This window comes from Cohnella herbarum, assembly GCF_012849095.1.
Lineage (GTDB): Bacteria > Bacillota > Bacilli > Paenibacillales > Paenibacillaceae > Cohnella > Cohnella herbarum.
This window is the reverse complement of record NZ_CP051680.1, coordinates 2,306,910-2,326,673: the sequence shown is the minus strand read 5'-3', so window position 1 is coordinate 2,326,673 and position 19,764 is coordinate 2,306,910. Positions and strand designations below refer to the sequence as shown.

Sequence of the window (19,764 nt, the reverse complement as noted above, 5' to 3'; positions counted from 1 at the left end):
ATGCAAGCTAGATTATTATTGGAAGACGGTACGTTGTTTACTGGAAAAAGCTTCGGCGCCGAAGGCGGATCCGTCGGCGAAGTGGTGTTCAACACGGGAATTACGGGATATCAGGAAGTCATTTCCGATCCGTCCTACTGCGGACAAATCGTTACGATGACTTTTCCGCTTGTCGGGAACTACGGCATTAACCGCGACGACTTCGAAAGCATTCGCCCGTTCATTCACGGCTTCGTGGTTCGCCGCCACGAGGACGTGCCCAGTAACTGGAGGGCGCAATATACAATCGACCAACTGCTGAAGGAGTACGGCATCCTCGGCATCAGCGACATCGATACTCGCATGTTGACGAGGATTCTTCGTCAACACGGGACGATGAAAGGAATGATTACGACGGGCAACGAGCGCGTAGAAGAACTGAAGGAACGCCTTGGAACGACGGCTTTGCTTCGCGACCAAGTGGCGCGTACTTCGACGAAGAACGTGTTCTCCAGCCCGGGAGAGAAAGAACGCATCGTGCTGATCGATTACGGCGCGAAGAGCGGAATTTTGCGCGAGCTGACCAAACGCGGCTGCGACGTCGTCGTTGTTCCGCAAGACGCAACCGCTGAAGACATTCGTCGCCTTAGCCCGGACGGAATCCAGCTGTCCAACGGACCTGGGGATCCGAAAGACGTGCCGCATGCGGTCAATACGATCCGCGAACTGCTGGGAGAATTTCCGCTGTTCGGCATCTGCCTAGGTCACCAGTTGTTCGCGCTCGCTTGCGGCGCGGATACGGATAAGCTGAAATTCGGGCATCGCGGAGGCAACCATCCGGTTAAGGAGCTGGAATCCGGCCGCTGCTTCATCACTTCCCAGAACCATGGCTATACGGTAAAGGAAGAATCCGTTTTCGGCACGGAGCTAGAAGTGACGCACATCAACAATAACGATAAAACGATCGAAGGCTTGAAGCATAAGAAATTCCCGGCGTTCACGGTTCAATACCATCCGGAAGCGGCGCCAGGACCTTACGATAACAGCTACTTGTTCGACCGTTTCTTGGAAATGATTCGCGACAATAAGATCGCCAACCCGGAACGCCCGCGCCAAGCGCAATTGTCGGAAACGCTGAGAGGAGAGCTGCTATATGCCCAGAAATAATGACCTCAAGAAAATTCTCGTTATCGGCTCAGGCCCGATCGTTATCGGTCAGGCGGCGGAATTCGATTATGCCGGCACGCAAGCTTGCCAAGCTCTGAAAGAAGAAGGCATCGAAGTCGTTCTGATCAACAGCAACCCTGCTACGATCATGACCGATACGAACATCGCAGATAAAGTTTACATCGAACCGATCAACCTAGAGTTCGTTTCCCAAATCATTCGCCAAGAGCGCCCCGACGGCTTGCTGCCGACGCTAGGCGGCCAAACGGGCCTTAACATGGCCGTTGAGCTGGCTCGCGCAGGCGTGCTGAAGCAAGAGAACGTCAAGCTGCTCGGAACGCAATTGGATGCGATCGAGCGCGCGGAAGACCGCGACCTGTTCCGCGAATTGATGCGGGAACTAGAGCAACCGGTGCCGGAGAGCGTTATCGTAACAACGGTTGAAGCCGCGGTTGAATTCGCGAACGGCCTGGGTTACCCGGTTATCGTTCGCCCGGCGTATACGCTCGGCGGTACGGGCGGCGGGATTGCCGCTAACGAAGAAGAGCTGCGCGAGACGGTCGCTAACGGAATCCGTTATAGCCCGATCGGGCAATGTTTGGTCGAGAAATCGATCGCGGGCATGAAGGAAGTCGAATACGAAGTTATGCGCGACGCGAACGACAACTGTATCGTCGTTTGTAACATGGAGAACTTCGATCCGGTCGGCGTTCATACCGGCGATAGCATCGTTGTGGCTCCTAGCCAGACGTTGTCCGACCGCGAATACCAAATGCTCCGCTCGGCTTCATTAAAAATCATTCGCGCATTGAACATCGAGGGCGGCTGTAACGTACAATTCGCGCTCGATCCGCAAAGCTATCAATATTATGTCATCGAAGTTAACCCGCGCGTAAGCCGCTCTTCGGCGCTCGCTTCCAAAGCGACAGGTTATCCGATCGCGAAAATGGCTGCGAAAATCGCCGTAGGTTATACTTTGGACGAAATCGTTAACCCCGTTACCGGACAAACCTACGCTTGCTTCGAGCCGACGCTCGACTACATCGTGGCTAAGATCCCGCGTTGGCCGTTCGATAAATTCACATCGGCGAACCGTAAGCTCGGCACGCAGATGAAAGCGACCGGAGAAGTCATGGCGATCGGCCGTACTTTCGAGGAAGCCATTCATAAGGCGGTCCGCTCCCTGGAAATCGGCGTTCACCGCATCTACTTGAAAGGCGCTAACGAGCTGTCCGACGAAGTATTGACGACGCGTCTGATCAAAGCGGACGACGAGCGCTTGTTCTTGGTAGGCGAAGCGTTCCGCCGCGGTTGGACGTTGCAGCATATCCAAGACCTGACGAACATCGACTGGTGGTTCTTGGACAAGATCGAACGCATCGTGCAATTCGAGGACGTTATCCGCCGCGAGCCTGCCTTGACGCCGGAAACGTTGCTGGCCGCGAAGAGAAACGGCTTCACGGACCGTGCTATCGCCGAACTTCGCAACGAAGGTCATCCGAACAGCGCCCTGACGAAGGAAGCGGATGTGCGCACGCATCGCTTGAACCAAGGCTTGAAGCCGGTTTACAAAATGGTAGATACTTGCGCGGCCGAGTTCGAAGCGACGACGCCTTACTACTATTCGACTTACGAGACGGAGAACGAGGTCATTCCGAGCGCGAAAGAAAAAATTATCGTGCTGGGATCCGGGCCGATCCGGATCGGACAAGGGATCGAATTCGATTACTCTACCGTTCATGCCGTATGGGCGATCCGCAATGCGGGTTATGAAGCGGTAATCATTAATAACAACCCGGAGACGGTTTCCACCGACTTCAGTACTTCCGACCGTTTGTACTTCGAGCCTCTGTTCTTCGAAGACGTCATGAACGTCATCGAGCAAGAGAAGCCGATCGGCGTTATCGTGCAATTCGGCGGCCAAACGGCGATCAACCTAGCGGCACCGCTTGCCAAGGCCGGAGTGCGCATTCTCGGTACTTCCTTGGAAAGCATCGACGAAGCCGAGAATCGCAAGAAATTCGAAGCGTTGCTTAGCAAGCTGAGCATTCCGCAACCGAAAGGAACTACGGTTACTTCGGTAGGCGAAGCGGTAGGCGCGGCGCAAGAACTCGGATATCCGGTTCTTGTTCGTCCTTCGTACGTGCTCGGCGGACGAGCTATGGAAATCGTATACTCCGACGAAGAGCTCCTTTCCTACATGGAAGTGGCCGTTAAAATCAATCCGGAGCATCCGGTATTGATCGACCGCTACATGCTCGGCAAAGAGATCGAAGTCGACGCGATCTGCGACGGCGACACGGTTCTTATTCCGGGGATCATGGAACACGTCGAGCGCGCGGGCGTTCACTCCGGGGACTCCATCGCGGTTTACCCTCCGCAATCGTTGTCGGATGATATTAAGCAGCAAGCGATCGATATTACGATCAAGATCGCTAAGGAATTGAAAACGATCGGTCTCGTTAACATCCAATTCGTCGTATGGCAAGACAAAGTGTACGTGATCGAGGTTAACCCTCGTTCGTCCCGTACGGTACCATTCTTGAGCAAAGTGACGAAAATCCCGATGGCGAACTTGGCCACGCAAGCGATTCTCGGCAAGAAGCTGATCGAGCTCGGCTACCAAGAAGGGCTTTGGCCGGAAGATGAATTCGTCTCGGTTAAAGTGCCGGTATTCTCCTTCGCTAAGTTGCGCCGGGTTGACCCGACGCTGACGCCGGAGATGAAATCGACGGGCGAGGTAATGGGACGCGACCGTTATTATGCGAAAGCACTGTATAAAGGTTTAGTCGGCTCGGGAATGAAAATCCCGAATTCGGGCGCGATCATCGCAACCGTCGCCGATAAAGACAAAGACGAAGCGATTCAAATTCTGAAAGGCTTCTATAATTTAGGTTACAAGCTGCTCGCCACAGGCGGAACGGCGGATGCCTTGGAAGCGGCAGGACTTAAAGTGCGCCGTGTGAACAAGCTTTCCGACGGATCGCCGAACATTCTGGATCTCATTCGTACCGGGGAAGCGCAATTCGTCGTTAACACGCTAACGAAGGGCAAGACGCCGGAGCGAGACGGCTTCCGTATTCGTCGCGAAGCGGTCGAGAACGGAGTAGTCTGCTTGACTTCGCTAGATACCGTTAGCGCGCTGCTAAACATGCTGCAAGCGTTAAGGTTCTCAAGCGAGCCTATGCCTGCTTTCCACTCTTAATAATGGCGTGCCGCCCGGTCCTCTATCCATTTGGGGATCGGGCTTCTATATGAACTTCAATGCAGAGGAGGCTTTTCTATGGCAGCACTAACTCGGTTAGAAGCAGCGGGGAAAATCATGGTTGCGCTAGACAAACCGGATGCCGCGGCCGCATTGGCGGTGGCCGATCAACTGCGGGGATCGGGGTGTTGGATGAAGGTTGGAATGGAGCTCTTCTACGCAACCGGTCCATCCATTGTGCAAGAGTTGAAGGCAAGGGGGTTTCGTATCTTCCTCGACTTGAAAATGCACGATATCCCGAATACCGTCCGCGGCGGCGCTAGGAGCATCACCCGAATGGGAGTCGACCTGTTTAACGTTCACGGAGCCGGAGGCATCGCCATGATGAAAGCCGCCGCCGAAGGGGTAAAGGACGCGGTAGATGCAGGCGAAGCGAAACAAGCGCCTATCGTCATTGCGGTTACGCAACTTACGAGCACGAGCCAAACCGTACTTAATGAAGAAATCGGCATCGCCGGGCTAGTAGAAGATGCCGTAGTCAGGTATGCTAAGCTAGCTCGCGAAGCTGGTCTTCAGGGTGTCGTCGCCTCTCCTCTCGAAGTCGCCGCGATTAAAGCCGCATGCGGAACGGACTTTGTTACGGTAACGCCTGGCATAAGGCCAAGAGGAGCGGATGCGGGCGATCAATCCCGTATCACGACGCCGCATGAAGCGGTAATGGGCGGAACCGATTACCTTGTCATCGGTCGGCCGATAACGGCGGCGCTTAACCCGTCTGAAGCATTGGACAACATATTGAAGGAGATGACCGAACAATGAGCGAAATTTCTTTGGAGCAATTGCCGGCATCCATCGCAGGCAACCTGCTGGATATCGGCGCGGTAAATCTTAGACCTAACGATCCGTTTACATGGACATCTGGAATGATCTCGCCGATCTATTGCGATAACCGCCTTACGATGAGCTATCCGGCTATTCGAGAGTCGATCGCCGAAGGATTCGCGACGCTGATCCGGGCGCACTACCCGGATACGGAAGTCATTGCGGGCACCGCGACGGCGGGAATCCCTCACGCGGCATGGGTCGCGCAGAAATTAAATCTTCCGATGGCCTACATTCGCGACAAAGCGAAAGGCCACGGCAAGCAAAATCAGATCGAGGGCCTCATTAAAGAAGGGCAGAAGGTCGTCGTGATCGAAGATTTGATTTCTACGGGCGGCAGCTCGCTCAAAGCCGCGCTTGCCGTTATCGAAGCGGGCGGAGACGTACAGAGCGTGTTAGCCATCTTCACGTATCAATTCGCGCTAGCGGAGGAAGCTTTCCGCGAAGAAGGAATAGAGCTTCAAACGTTGTCGAACTATTCGGCATTAGTAGAAGAAGCCCGTAATCGCGGCACGATTAGCGACGCGGACGTAAAGGTGCTGCAGTCTTGGAGAGCGGATCCGCAGGCTTTCGGCAAATAAAACGAATATGAGACTGCCTTCGTATGATGCGGAGGCAGTATTTTTTATGCAAAAAAGTTGATGAAAAATGGGACGACCTATGCTAGTATTGGTTCAATAGAACCAATGAGTGGGGTATTCATATGTCAAAGGAACTAATGGTTGCCCATTGTCCGGATTGCGGTAACGTATTTCAGAAAAACGTTCGAAACCTATGCTCGAGCTGCGCGGCGCTCTTAGACGAACAGATTGTTACGATGGAGCGCTATTTATCTCGCAACCGGTTTGCAACGACGGAACAATTGTCTCTAGCGACGAATTTGCCGGTTCAGAAAATTCGTGGCTGGATCAGGAAAGGCAAACTTCGCGTATTCGATTATCCGAACTTGGCCGATCAATGCGATCTATGTAGTGCTCCGATTCGAAGAGGGCATATTTGCCCGACTTGCTCCTCGAGAATCAACGACGATATCGCTAAGACGTTAGAACGGGAACGAAAAATGAAAGAACGATTAATTGCCGCCAATAGCTATTACCATAAAATCTAATGTTGTAGTAAATAATCGAGGCTGTTCACTTGGTTTCTAACCGGGGAATAGCTTCTTTGCGTTGTTTCGATCGCGTCATCTCAGTCTTAAGACTGAGATCAAAAGACTACCGCAGACCGTCGAGTAAGCCTAAAGGCTAGGGTACAATGGGGCTATTGAAGAGCGATTTGGAAAAAGAAGGAGAGGAATACATGTCCATTTTAGAGGTGAAGGGTTTGCGTAAATCCTTCGGGACCGTAAAGGCGGTTGAAGAGATAAGTTTTTCCGTTGAAGCCGGGGAAGTATTTACAATCATCGGGCCGAACGGGGCGGGCAAAACGACGACCTTGGAAATCATCGAAGGCTTGCAGGCTCCCGATGCGGGGACGGTTTCAGTGAACGGACTCACATGGGACAAGAACGCGGATCAGATTAAAAAGATTATCGGTGTTCAACCGCAATCCGGCGCTATGTTCGATTTATTGACCGTAGAAGAGAATCTTGACTTATTCGCTTCATTCTACCCTAGTTCTAAGCAGACATCGGAAGTGTTGGAAATGATTAACCTGACCGACCATCGCGGTAAAAACGTGAAGTCCTTGTCAGGGGGGCAGAGACAGCGGCTAGCGATCGGCCTTGCGATGATCAGCGATCCTTTGATTATTTTCCTCGATGAACCTACGACCGGACTTGATCCCCAAGCGCGCCGCAACATTTGGGATATCGTGCTAAAGCTCAAGGAGCTTGGCAAAACGACGATTCTAACGACGCATTATATGGAAGAAGCGGAGAAGTTGAGCGATCGGGTGTGCATCGTCGATCAAGGGCGAATCGTTACTCTCGACACTCCTGCGATGTTGATTGACCGGTTAACGAAAGAAAGAGAGGTTCGGCTGTTCTTCCAGGACGGCGAGGAAGCGGCCGAAAGAACGGAAGAGATTGCAAAGGAGCAAGCGACGGTCGTTCGCACTTTGCGCGAAGGCTCTTCGTTGAAGGTGTGGTCCGTTCAACCGGAGGAAACGTTGTACGGAATATTCGGATATACGAAGGAACGGGGGTACCGGGTCGAACAGGTATCCATTCGCGAGATGAGCTTAGAGGACGTATTTATTGCCTTTACGGGCAAAGAATGGAGGGACTAGGGTGAGCAACGGTAAACAATTGGGCAAGCTCTTCGGCGCGCAAATCAAGATGATGTTTCGCGAGAAGCAGGTTTGGTTTTGGAATCTTTTTTTCCCGATTATATTAATGGTTATTTTCATGGTCATATTCGGCGGCGGCAGCGACAGCGAATTTAAGGCTAAAATCGCCGTCGTCAAATCGAGCGCGAACGAAACTTCGGATATGCTCGAGAACGCGATCCGTCAGGTACCGGTTTTCGAGTGGAAATCGGAACAGCCGGTCAGCCAGGAGCAAGCGGATAAATGGATCAAAGATAAAGACGTTGACGCGGTTATCACTTTGCCGGCGACCAAGGAAGCGACTACTTTGGAATTCGTCGTGAACAAGGAGAACGAGAATGGCGCCACCACGCAGGCCATTAGAGGAATTCTGGATCAAGTCGTCCAGCAATCCAATTACGATGTCGCGAATATTCAGCCAACGTTTAATTTGGATATGAAGTCCGTTTCCAACGGCAGCGAGGATTTGAGTTACGTCGATTTTCTGTTAACCGGTATGATCGCGCTGGCAGTCGCGCAGGGCGGTTTGTTCGGAATGGTAGATATGGTGGAGATGAGACGGAAAGGATTGCTTAAGCGATTAAGGATGACTCCCGTTAAAATGGGGCTGTTCGGAGTCGGAGGCATGATGGTTCGCTTCGTTCTGGGCGTTGTGCAAATCGTTATTTTATCCTTGATCGGAGTGTTCGGTTTCGGAGCAAACTTGCATCTTGATTTTCCGACGCTGCTTGTCGGTTTCTTCATCGGCGCTCTTGCTTTTAACGCAATCGGTTATTTAATCTCTTCCTTCAGTAAATCGATAGAAGCCTATATGGGAATAGCCAATATCGCGAGTTTCTTGATGATGTTCCTTAGCGGAATCTTTTTCCCGACGAGCGGGTTTCCAGAATGGCTGGTGCCGGTCTCGCAGGTGTTGCCTCTGACGTACTTCGTAAACGGAATCCGGGACGGAATGGTCTATGGCAGCGGAATCGCTACCGGGGATTTCTGGACGGGAATCGGAATATTGGGAGTATGGGGCGTCGTTGCTTTCGGTCTGGGGGTTTTGATTTATCGCAAAGGGAAAGTGGAAGTCCGATAATTTACTCGCTATCGCCATTATCCCGTTCGATCAGGAACCGATCTCGAGTTTGCAGGCAGTAACTCGCTATCGCCATTATCCCGTTCGATCAGGAGCCGATTTGGTGTTTGCTGGCAGTAACTCGCTATCGCCATTATCCCGTTCGATCAGGAGCCGATCTCGTGTTTGCGAGCAGTAACTCACTATAGCCATTATCCCATTCGATCAGGAACCGATTTGGTGTTTGCTGGCAGTAACTCGCTATCGCCATTATCCCCTTTGATCAGTTGCGATTATTATGTTGTGATCTGGATTGGAATTCCTCTACGTGTTGTATCTCTACTTACTTAATTGTAACCTGAGCGAGAGGGATAATGGCCAGAGGCAGTACACTCGAGGGAATATTGGATTTACTGAATGAAGGGGATAATGGCAGAAGAGAATCGCACGGTGTTAGTAGGAAGAGCTTACTGAGCGAGACGGATAATGGTGATAGGCGTTACGATCGAGACTAAATTGGGTTTACTGAGTGAAAGGGATAATGGACGTAGGGGAGGCGCACAGTGCTAGTGAGGCGGATGGGCGGACCTACTGAGCGAGAGGGATAATGGAAGTAGCGACGGAAATAAAATAAGGACCGATAAGGGCTGAGGCGAAAGACGTCTCGGCCCTTATCGGTCCTTATTTGTGCTAATACCACGTGCGATGATTTACTTCAGGCGAGCGAGCCATTGTCGGATTTCATCGTTGGGCAAATCGTCAATCGACGGAGTGGGGACAGGCTCGTCGGAAACTTGATATTTGCTTTTCAGGACGAGTATGCGGCGAACGCTTTCGTCGATGCGCGACTCTTCGATTTTTCCGGATTTCACGGCTTGCAGCAACTTATCGTAGACTTGCTTGGCTACATCGTACCCATGGGCGACAAGAAGAATATCGCTTCCCGCTTCTACCGACTTGACGGCTGCATCGGCGATACCGTAGTGATCGGAGATGGCGCCCATCGTCATGTCGTCCGTAATGACTACCCCGTCATAACCAAGAGTGCCGCGAAGCTGTTCGCCGATAATGATCTTGGAAAAGGAGGCTGGCGCATCGGGATCAATAAGAGGGAAGAGGATGTGAGCGACCATGACGGCAGCCGCATCTTCCTCGATTGCTTTTCGGAATGGAACCCATTCCATTGCTTCAAGTTGTTCGGTCGTCTTACGGACGACGGGCAATTCAAGGTGCGAATCGACGGAAGTATCGCCATGCCCCGGAAAATGTTTGACCACGGCGATCGTTCCACCCTCTTGCAACCCCTTCATGGCGGCAATCCCCATGTCCGTTACGAGTGTAGCGTTATCGCCGAACGATCTGCTTCCGATAACCGGATTTTTGGGATTGCTGTTAATGTCGAGTACGGGAGCGAAGTCCACGTTAAAGCCCATGAGGTTAAGCTCTTGGGACAGTAAAGAGCCCATTTCCTTAGCAAGTTCCGGATTTCCTGTACGTCCAACTTTAGCGGCATCGGGCATAGCCACGAAATCTTTGGGAAGTCTGCTGACCTTGCCGCCCTCTTGATCGACGCTCATGAAGATAGGCAAGGGATTGACGGCATTCGCTTTCTTCAGATCGTTAACAAGCTTGGCGGAACCTTCAAGATCGGAAAAATTGTTTTTGTAGAGAATGATGCCTCCGACATGCTGCTCAGCAATCATTTTCTTCATGGACGAATCGATTGCCGTTCCGTCGATGCCCGCGAGTATCATTTGGCCGACTTTTTGTTCCAGCGTTAGGCGGCTTATCGTTTCCTTAATCGGATCCGTATCGGTTGTCGAAGAAGGCGAAGGCAATTGAGATGGCGAAGGGGTAGCGGATTCGACAGGCTGTTCGCCGCTAGGCGTTGGCATGACCGATGGGGACGAAGTTTCGGATGGCTCTGGAGTTGAATTTGCCGAGCATCCCACGAAGAGTAGGGATAGAAACAAACAAACGACGACGATACATATCGGTCGAGCTAAAATCGTTCTCATGATACGGCGAACCTTCCTCCTAAGCAAAAGGCTCCTGCGCTTTCCCTAACGGGGCGGCAGGAGCACATTTACATGAATTATACTTCGAAAGAACTTTTTAACGAAACGATACGATTAAAAACCGGATGACCCGCAGTTGAATCTTTAGGGTCTACGTTAAAGTAACCGTGACGGAAAAATTGGAACTTATCTCCGCCGGCGGAATCCTTCATCCCTTGTTCCACGAAGCCTTCCAATACTTCCAATGAATTCGGGTTCAGATGGTCAAGGAACGATTGTCCGTCCTCTTCCTCTTCATCGGTTATGAGCGGCTCGTACAGGCGGAATTGGGAGGGAACGGCATGAGTAGCTTCGACCCAGTGAATCGTGCCTTTCACTTTGCGGCCGGTAAATCCTGAACCGCTCTTCGTTTCCGGATCGTAAGTGCAACGCAGTTCGATCGCATTGCCATCCGCGTCATGGATGACTTCCTCGCATTTAATGAAGTATGCGTGTTTCAGACGAACTTCGTTTCCAGGGAACAGACGGAAATATTTTGGCGGCGGATTGTCCATGAAATCGTCTCTTTCGATGTATATCTCTCTAGAAAACGGAATCTGCCGATGACCCATGTCCGGATTCTCAGAGTTGTTCTCGGCATCCAGCCATTCCGTCTGACCTTCGGGATAGTTCGTGATGACGACTTTCAGCGGCTGCAATACGGCCATCGTACGAAGCGCCTTCAGTTTGAGATCCTCGCGGATAAAATGCTCCAACATTCTCTCGTCGACGATTCCGTAGCTTTTAGCTACGCCGATCTCGCGGCAGAACGCGCGGATCGCTTCGGGCGTATAGCCTTTGCGGCGCAGTCCGGAGATCGTCGGCATGCGCGGATCGTCCCAGCCGTCAACGGCTTTCTCGTCTACGAGCTGCTTCAGCTTTCTTTTGCTCATGACGGTATTCGTTAAGTTCAAGCGGGCGAACTCATATTGATGGGGGACCCACTTCATTTCGCATTCGCGTACGACCCAATCGTAGAAAGGGCGTTGATCCTCGAACTCCAGCGTACAAATCGAGTGGGTGACGCCTTCGATAGCATCCTCGAGCGGATGCGCGAATGCATACATCGGATAAATGCACCATTGATCCCCGGTATTATGGTGATGGGCATGAACGACCCGGTACAGAATCGGATCCCGCAAATTGACGTTCGGCGAAGCCATTTCGATCTTGGCGCGCAACACCTTCTGACCGTCCGAGAATTCCCCGTCCTTCATCCGGCGGAACAAATCCAAATTTTCCTCAACCGACCGATTGCGGTAAGGACTTTCTTGTCCGGGAGCGGTCAGCGTTCCTCTCGTCTCCCGAATTTGATCCGCGGTTTGGTCGTCTACGAATGCCAGACCCTTGCGAATAAGAACGAGCGCTCTTTCGTACATTTCCCCGAAATAATCGGAAGCGAAGAACAAACCGTCCCATTGGAAGCCGAGCCATTCTACGTCTTCCTTAATGGATTCCACATACTCCACGTCTTCTTTAACGGGATTGGTATCGTCGAATCTCAGGTTCGTTCTTCCCTTGAATTCGTCCGCGAGCTCGAAATTAAGGCAAATGGACTTTGCATGCCCGATATGCAGGTAACCGTTCGGTTCGGGAGGGAAGCGGGTTACGACTTCTTTGACTTTCCCCGAAGCGAGATCCTCTGCCACGATGTTTTTGATAAAGTTCGATGACGACGTCTTAGTATCCATGCGGATCAACCTTTCTCACACTAACAAGTTATATCCTCTAATAATACACAAAAATGACGTTGCTTATAAAGGGTTGAGCGAAAAAATGATGAAAAGTCGAATGCCGTCGAGAGGGATTCCACACGGTTAATGTTTTTTCTCCTAAAAAAATGATAAAGATTTAATTTTTTCAGTAACTTTTCAGATAGAAGCGTCGTTATAATCATTGAAGAGTTTGGTAAGGGAGGAAATGGTATGCTGTCATGGTTGAGCCGAGGTTCCACAGCGGAGAAGGCTGGCGAACAAACGGAAGCTCCGGCGCAAGAATCGGCTCCGGCCAAAGAATCCGCAAGCAAGATCGTTGCGGGGGAACCGCTGCTGACCGTTAGGAACGTAGAACGGTCATTCGACGTCGGCAGCCAGAAAATTCGCGTATTAAAGGGGATTAATCTAAGTTTGCAACCCTCGCAGCTGGTTATGCTTAGGGGGCGCTCGGGTTCTGGCAAAACAACTCTGATGAATTTAATGGGAGGGTTGGATACGCCGACCGAAGGCGAAATTTTTTTCAAGGATCGCCCGTTCCACAAGTGGGATGACGACAAGCGCACGGAGGTGCGTCGCAAGGATATCGGGTTTATTTTCCAAGCGTATGCCTTGATGCCATTATTATCCGCTTACGAGAATGTCGAGTTATCGCTCCGAATGGCGAATGTTCCTCGGGCCGAGTGGAAAGCGAGAATCGTTTCCTGCCTCGATCTGGTTGGCCTGTCGAAGAGGATGCATCACCGTCCTTACGAATTATCGGGCGGAGAGCAGCAACGGGTAGCGATCGCCAAAGCGATAGCGCACAAGCCAAGCTTGCTGTTAGCGGATGAGCCGACGGCGGAATTGGACAGTCAGATGGCCGCGCAAGTTATGCAAGTATTCAAGGAGATCGTGGCGACGGAGAACGTATCCATCTGCATGACGACACACGATCCTACAATTATGGAGGTAGCAGACCATGTCTATGAAATGGTGGACGGCGTATTCGTCGACAAGTAAACGCAATGCAATCCAACGAAGGAGCCGTAAGAGCGCTGGAGCCATAGCGGCATTAGCTCTTTCGATGGCAATAACAGGATGCAGCTTGCTTCCGAGCGAGCCCGAGGAAGAGGATTTGTCGGCGATCACGCTACCGAAAATTTCGGAAAAACCGCATTATGCAGTAGAGACGAAGACGTTGGAGACGACGGCCCAAGGTTCCGGGAGGGTCATGTCGACGCAAGAACAGCAATTATATTTTACTTTGGAAGGCAAACGCGTTAAGAAAATATACATACAGTCCGGCGACAAAGTAGAAGCGGGACAAACGATTGCCGAGCTGGATGTCGACGATCTGAAGAAGTCGTTAAACAAAGAATCGTTGGCGTTTAAGCGGAGCGAATTGGATATGAAGAAATTGCTTCGCGAGAAGGACACGATGGATGCGATCGAGTTCGAGACGCAAATGCTCAATTTCGAGGAATCCCGTCAAGCATTGGTGGATAAGCAAGAAGAAATTAATAAAGCGGTGCTGACCGCTCCGTTCGCCGGAACGATCGTTTCCGTAGCCGTGCAAGAAGGCGACCAGATCAAAGCTTATGATACGATCAGCGTAATCGCCAATCCGAGCAGCTTGGTCATTGCGGCCGAGTTAAGCAAGGACGATCTCGAAAGGGTAGCCGTCGGCATGGAAGTTCGCGTCGATATCAACAATTCGGGGCAGTTAGTAGGCAAGATCAAGCAGTTGCCGATCCCTTCCACGGAGAATAATCAGAACGGCGGCAACAAAGTTCAGAGCCTGAATGACTTCCTCTTGGTTCAGGTAGACAAATTGCCGAAAACGGTCTTAAGAGGAACTCCGTTATCCGTAGCCGTTATCGTCAATCGCAAGGAAAACGCGACGGTCATTCCGCTGGCGGCTCTTCGGACGATCGGCGCGCGCACTTACGTTCAAGTCGTCGAGGAGGATGGCAGCAAACGCGAAGTGGACGTGGAGGTAGGACAACAAACGTCTACCGATGCGGAGATTTTGAACGGATTGACGCCGGGACAGAAAGTCGTAGGGCGGTAAGCGATGAACGCACTCATTCGGTTTCTCTTTCGCAAAATGTGGAACACGCGCTGGATGACGCTTAGCACGCTTGCCGGATTGTTCGTAGCCGTTGCGTTCACGACGAGCATTCCGATGTACGCGGACGGAGCGCTCAAGCGAGTCGTTTCCCAGTCGCTTCAAGATAACAGTGAAGGCTTGCCGGCAGGTTCGATGTTGATACGATATCAATCAACGGACGGCAAGACGGATATGGAAGGCTTCGGTAACGTCGACAAGTATATTCGGGAAGACGTGAAGTCGAGTATCGGATTTCCCGTGGATGTCGAACAACGCAGCATGATGCTCCGCAGCGGGGAAGTTTCGCCTGAGGACCCGACCAAAGTGGACGCCAGCCGCACTCGTAAGCTGACGATCGCCTCTTTCGGCGGTTTGAAAGAGCAGGTGGAAATGGCTGGAGGCAAATGGTTCGCGGACCGCGCGGAATCGGATGGCACCTTGCAAGCCGTCATGATGGAAGAGGCGATGTTCCGCAACGACCTGCATGTCGGCGACGTACTGCTCTATCCGATTTCGGGAGGGCTGAATCTGACTCTGCGGGTTCAGATCGTTGGATCCTTTAAGCCGGCGGACGAAGCAAGCGCTTATTGGTACCAAGGCATGGAAGGGCTCATGAACAACCTGTACATCGCGGAACCGGCTTTCCTCGAGGATTTGGCCGGAAAGCAGAAAATTCCGATTCAGATGGCAGGATGGTATTCCGCGTACGATCTGCGGGAAATCAAGACGAGTCAGCTTTCGCCGCTCACAAGCAAAATTAATCGCATCGACATCGAAGTTTACAAGAAGCTGAAAGATACTTCTCTTGAGCTTAGCTTCGCCGACATGCTAACCGATTTCCGCCGCGACAGCATACAGTTGCAGACGATGCTGTTTACGTTGGCGGCGCCGATGATCGCGATGGTATTCTACTTCATCACGATGAACACCCAGCAAGCGCTAGAGAAGCAACGCTCAGATATCGCGGTAATTCGAAGCCGCGGAGCGAGCACGAGGCAGGTTTTCATGCTCTTCCTCTTAGAAGGAGCTTTGCTTGGGCTCGTTGCCTTGATGATCGGACCACTCTTCGGCTGGTTCATGGCCAAGAGTATAGGTTCGGCAAGCGGCTTCTTGGAATTCGTCGATCGCGAAGCGATTCCGGTCGGTTTCTCGAGCGACGGCGTTCTGGCCGGAGTAGCTGCGGTGCTCGTTGCGATCGCGGCAACGGTCATTCCGGCGCTCGTATTTACCCGGACATCTATTGTCGATTACAAGCGGCAGATGGCCAGGGGAGATCGCAAACCGTTCTGGCAAAAATGGTTCCTGGACGTATTGCTGCTAGGAGTTGCCGGCTACGGCTGGTATTTGTTTAACGAACGTCAGATGGTCTCGTTCAAAACCGGCATGACAACCGATCAATTGAACGTTCAGCCGTTCCTGTTCTTCGTTCCGGCTATTAGTATTTTCGCGGCGGGACTTGTTTTCCTGAGGTTATTCCCGCTCTTGCTGAAACTATTTAACCTGATCTGGAAAAGGATATTACCGGTTCCTTTCTATCTCACGCTCACGCAATTGTCCCGTTCGTCCAAATCGTATTATCCGCTCATGATTTTGCTCATTCTGACGCTCGGGCTAGGCGTATATAATTCTTCGGCCGCCCGTACGATCGGATTGAATTCGGAAGAACGGACGATGTACAAATACGGTGCGGACGTCGTCGTGAAGACGGTGTGGGAAGGTCAAGCCGAGTTCGAGAAGCCGACGCAAGGCGGAGGCGGTTCGGGCGGAGGAGCCGGAGGAGGCGGTGGCGGTGGCGGTCAAGGATCGCGTCCGACCCCGACGAAGTTCAACTATAACGAACCTCCTTTCGAGATCTTCCGTACGTTGCCGGGCGTCGAGCATGCGGCCAGAGTGCTGCAAACGAAAAGCAGCCTGACGATTTCCGGCAAGACGGCAGGTCAAGCGACGATCATGGGCTTCGACAATGTCGACTTTGCCCGCGTCGGCTGGCTTCGCAAAGATATGTACGCCACGAATCCGAATAAATATCTGGAGTGGCTGGGTCAAGTTCCGGAGGGGGCATTCATCTCCTCCAACGTGGCCAAGAAATTCGATCTCAAACGCGGAGACATGGTTCAGACGGTCATACAGGAACAACAGATCGAATTCATTATTCTCGATGTTCTGAACTACTGGCCTAGCCAGTATCCGGATCAGACGCCATTCCTGATCGCTAACTTGGATTACATCTACGATCAAGTACCGATGCTCCCTTACGACGTCTGGTTGAAGATGGATCCCGGAGCTAAAGTGGGCGACATCGTTCCGGTGCTTCAGAGCAAAGGCGTCGACATTGCTTCTATTGAAAGCATGAGAAGCGAGCTCGCCACGCAGAGCAAACATCCTGCCAGAGGCGGAGTGTTCGGGATTCTGAGCTTAGGTTTCATCGTAACGATTATCGTTTCACTGTCCGGTTACGTCTTGTTCTGGTTTTTCAACCTGTCGCGTAGGGTTGTACAGATTGGGATTTTGCGGGCGATGGGTTTATCCCGTAAACAATTAACCGGAATGCTATTGCTAGAACAAATCTTTACGGCAGGCTTATCTATCGGACTAGGGATAGGAATCGGAAAACTCACGAGTATTCTATTCTTGCCATTCCTGCAGACGACGGATAATTCCGCCAATCAAGTTCCGCCATTCCGCGTCGTGTTCGAGGCGACGGATACGATGAGGCTGTACATCGTCGTCGCGGTAATGATGACGATCGGCGTTGCGCTTCTGATTACGCACATCAGACGATTGAAGGTTCATCAAGCCGTGAAGCTCGGAGAGGAGCGATAAATCCATGATTACGTGCGAAGGTCTCGTAAAAATATACAAAGCCGACGACTTGGAGGTCGTAGCTCTTCAGGGACTCAATTTGTCCGTCAAACCCGGAGAAATGATGGCTATCATCGGCAACAGCGGAAGCGGGAAATCGACGCTTTTGAATATTCTTGGTGGGCTTGATCGCCCTTCCGCGGGTCAAGTTCAAGTCGGTCCTTGGAATCTGCTTAAAGTGAACGACGAGGATTTGGTGAAGTACAAACGGGATACGGTCGGATTCATCTGGCAGAACAACGCCCGCAACTTGCTTCCGTTCCTAAGCGCGCTCGAGAACGTCGAGATGCCGATGATGTTTTCCGGCAAGCTTGACCGGCCCTACGCGAAGCAATTGCTGGAGTGGGTAGGACTGAAAGACCGGATGCACAACAAGCTCCAACAGTTATCCGGGGGGGAGCAGCAGCGGGTGGCCATCGCCATCTCGCTCGCTAACCGCCCGCAGCTTCTGCTGGCGGATGAGCCGACGGGATCCGTCGACTCCCGCACGTCGGATGTCATTATGGATATTTTCCGCAGGTTTAACCGAGAGTTGGGCCTTACGATCGTTATCGTAACGCATGACTTGTCGCTCGCGGGCAAGGTTGACCGGGTCGTCGCGATCCGCGACGGTTTGACAAGTACGGAATTCATTAAACGTAACCCAAATCTCGACTTATCGTTGCCTTTATCCGAAGGTCAGAACCAGGAAGAAGTTCATGAGGCGTTCGTCGTCGTGGACCGGGTCGGCAGGCTGCAAGTTCCGAAAGAGTATCTACAGGCGTTATCGATCGGCGACAAAGCTACGATGGAGTTTGACGGCGATAAGATCGTAATTACGAAACCGAAATCCCTAGAGGAGGATCAATCCGCATGAACAAAAGAATTCGCAAGTGGACGATGACCGGACTGACGTTGTCCTTATTAGTTCCTACATTAGCGGCTTGTAACACGAGTAAAGAAAGCGAAGGGGACAATCGGCGCACGTTACGCATCGGAACGATGTACGGCAGCAAGCAGGATGAAACCTATTTCCGCCAGCAATTCACCGATATGTTCGAGTTTACCCACAATAATATCGATATCGAGGTCGTTCCGGCTATCGATTACTCCGAGATGCAATTCGAGGATCAATCCAAGGAACGCGAACAACCGGATCCGTTGGAGCGGGTTAAGGCGATTATGACGGGAACGAATCAAGTCGACGTCATGATTTTCGATATGAGCATGCTTGGTCAATTGGTTAACGAGAATCTTCTTAAACAGCTCGATCCGATGCTTAAGGAAGAGAAGATCGATACGACGGAATTCGTTCCCGCGGTAATCGACGGAATTAAAGATGCAGGAAACGGGTTCTTGTACGCCCTGACGCCTACGTTCCAGCCTTCCGCGCTGTATTACAACAAAAAGTTATTTTCGAAAGCAGGCGTAGAGCCTCCTAAAGACAACATGAGCTGGGATGACGTGTTTAACCTGGCAAAACGGATGAAGTCGGGAACCGGGAAAGACGCAGTATTCGGATTCTCCTTTAATCAATGGGGTTCTTCCGAAAACTTCTGGGATCTTCAGAACTTCGCCGCTCCTCTTCAGCTAAGAATGTTCGACGAGAAGGCCGAGACGATGACGGTAAATACGCCACAATGGGAAGCCGTTTGGAAAGCGGTGACGGATCTGTATAAGGACCATGTGACGCCTCGTCAAGAGGATATGCAGTACGATCAACCGCAGGGCGAGAACGTACGCTATAACCCATTCCAAGGCAGGCTATTCTTGAATGGCAAAGTGGCGATGACTATCGGCGATTACAGTATGATCAACGAAATCCAGCAAATGAACGACAATGCCGATAAGCTGAAAATCGAGAAGCTCGATTGGGACGTTGTTACGGCACCGTTCCACGCTGGCATGACGGGAGTCGGCGGAAGCATGTATATGGGCTCTCTTTCCGGAATTAACGCGACTGCGGCTAACCCGGACGACGCTTGGGAGTTCGTGAAATTCATGAACGGCAAAGATTGGGCGAAGCTGAAGTCCCGCAGCACTTACGAAATGTCGGCGCGCAAAGAATTCGTTAAAGTACGCGACGGAATGAGCTACAACGTCGAAGCGTTTACGAAGATGAAGCCAGCTCCGCAAATGATCTCATCTCTTAAGGATCAACAACTGTATCGTGAGAAGCCTAACCTGCAGATGGTTACCGAACTTGGGTCGAGAGCTTACTCGGAAGTGATCCAAGGCAAGAAAACGGTTAAGGAAGCGTTGGCGCAATGGGAAACGAAAGGCAACGACCTGTTGCAGAAGATCAAGACGAATCCGAAAGGCCAGATCGAAGGGATCTTCGAAGAGAACGGCGAAGGAATGTCGCCTGAGAAGAGGGCGGTCATGGAAGCGGCCGGAGAAGCGGTTATCGTTAACTAAACGGTGCGTTATAAAAGAAGCGATCCATCCGAATTCGGGTGGGTCGTTTTTTGTTGAAATCAGGGTAAAAGCAGGATTCAAAA

At 51.7% G+C, this 19,764-nt stretch carries 14 protein-coding genes; 12 read left to right on the top strand and 2 right to left on the bottom strand.

Annotation, left to right across the window (positions count from 1 at the left end; translation table 11 throughout):
- The 7 genes from HH215_RS10515 to HH215_RS10485 all read left to right on the top strand — a co-directional run bounded on the left by HH215_RS10515 (window position 1) and on the right by HH215_RS10485 (window position 8,582).
- Window positions 1-1,146: a carbamoyl phosphate synthase small subunit gene (locus tag HH215_RS10515; protein ID WP_169279854.1), complete on the top strand. Its 1,146-nt coding sequence runs from the start codon at window positions 1-3 to the stop codon at window positions 1,144-1,146.
- The gene (carB, locus tag HH215_RS10510; RefSeq protein ID WP_169279853.1) at window positions 1,133-4,351 is read left to right on the top strand and encodes a carbamoyl-phosphate synthase large subunit; all 3,219 of its coding nucleotides are present in this window, start codon (window positions 1,133-1,135) and stop codon (window positions 4,349-4,351) included. Before HH215_RS10515 ends, carB begins: the two co-directional genes overlap by 14 nt.
- Before the next feature lie 78 nt (window positions 4,352-4,429).
- Window positions 4,430-5,170 (top strand): orotidine-5'-phosphate decarboxylase, encoded by a 741-nt coding sequence (gene pyrF / locus HH215_RS10505; protein WP_169279852.1) that lies wholly within the window; start codon window positions 4,430-4,432, stop codon window positions 5,168-5,170.
- A complete protein-coding gene (gene pyrE, locus HH215_RS10500; protein ID WP_169279851.1) occupies window positions 5,167-5,814 on the top strand; it encodes an orotate phosphoribosyltransferase in 648 nt (215 codons plus the stop codon). The genes pyrF and pyrE overlap by 4 nt, the downstream gene beginning before the upstream one ends.
- 122 nt (window positions 5,815-5,936) lie before the next feature.
- The gene (locus HH215_RS10495; protein ID WP_169279850.1) at window positions 5,937-6,341 is read left to right on the top strand and encodes a hypothetical protein; all 405 of its coding nucleotides are present in this window, start codon (window positions 5,937-5,939) and stop codon (window positions 6,339-6,341) included.
- Between the two features lie 191 nt (window positions 6,342-6,532).
- Entirely contained in the window at window positions 6,533-7,462 is a 930-nt protein-coding gene (locus HH215_RS10490; protein ID WP_169279849.1) for an ABC transporter ATP-binding protein, read from the top strand.
- A 1-nt stretch (window position 7,463) separates the two neighbouring features.
- On the top strand, window positions 7,464-8,582 hold the full coding sequence (locus HH215_RS10485) for an ABC transporter permease (RefSeq protein WP_254450435.1): 1,119 nt from the start codon (window positions 7,464-7,466) through the stop codon (window positions 8,580-8,582).
- A gap of 689 nt (window positions 8,583-9,271) precedes the next feature.
- On the opposite strand, the gene nagZ is transcribed toward HH215_RS10485, so the two are convergent.
- Window positions 9,272-10,579 carry a beta-N-acetylhexosaminidase gene (gene nagZ, locus HH215_RS10480; protein WP_254450434.1) on the bottom strand — a complete coding sequence of 436 codons (1,308 nt, stop codon included), beginning with the start codon at window positions 10,577-10,579 and terminating at the stop codon, window positions 9,272-9,274.
- Between the two features lie 77 nt (window positions 10,580-10,656).
- Window positions 10,657-12,309, bottom strand: coding sequence for a glutamine--tRNA ligase/YqeY domain fusion protein (locus HH215_RS10475; protein ID WP_169279848.1), 1,653 nt, complete (start codon window positions 12,307-12,309; stop codon window positions 10,657-10,659).
- Between the two features lie 234 nt (window positions 12,310-12,543).
- On the opposite strand from HH215_RS10475, the gene HH215_RS10470 reads away from it, so the two are divergent.
- From HH215_RS10470 to HH215_RS10450, 5 genes are read left to right on the top strand one after another with little or no spacing between them, the layout of a single operon-like run.
- Window positions 12,544-13,332 (top strand): ABC transporter ATP-binding protein, encoded by a 789-nt coding sequence (locus HH215_RS10470; RefSeq protein ID WP_169279847.1) that lies wholly within the window; start codon window positions 12,544-12,546, stop codon window positions 13,330-13,332.
- The gene (locus HH215_RS10465) at window positions 13,292-14,383 is read left to right on the top strand and encodes an efflux RND transporter periplasmic adaptor subunit (RefSeq protein WP_169279846.1); all 1,092 of its coding nucleotides are present in this window, start codon (window positions 13,292-13,294) and stop codon (window positions 14,381-14,383) included. The genes HH215_RS10470 and HH215_RS10465 overlap by 41 nt, the downstream gene beginning before the upstream one ends.
- Before the next feature lie 3 nt (window positions 14,384-14,386).
- Window positions 14,387-17,245 carry an ABC transporter permease gene (locus HH215_RS10460; protein WP_169279845.1) on the top strand — a complete coding sequence of 953 codons (2,859 nt, stop codon included), beginning with the start codon at window positions 14,387-14,389 and terminating at the stop codon, window positions 17,243-17,245.
- A 4-nt stretch (window positions 17,246-17,249) separates the two neighbouring features.
- Window positions 17,250-18,140 (top strand): ABC transporter ATP-binding protein, encoded by an 891-nt coding sequence (locus HH215_RS10455; RefSeq protein WP_169279844.1) that lies wholly within the window; start codon window positions 17,250-17,252, stop codon window positions 18,138-18,140.
- Window positions 18,137-19,681, top strand: a complete 1,545-nt coding sequence (locus tag HH215_RS10450; protein WP_169279843.1) for an extracellular solute-binding protein — start codon at window positions 18,137-18,139, stop codon at window positions 19,679-19,681. Before HH215_RS10455 ends, HH215_RS10450 begins: the two co-directional genes overlap by 4 nt.
- The last annotated feature ends 83 nt before the right edge of the window (window positions 19,682-19,764 follow it).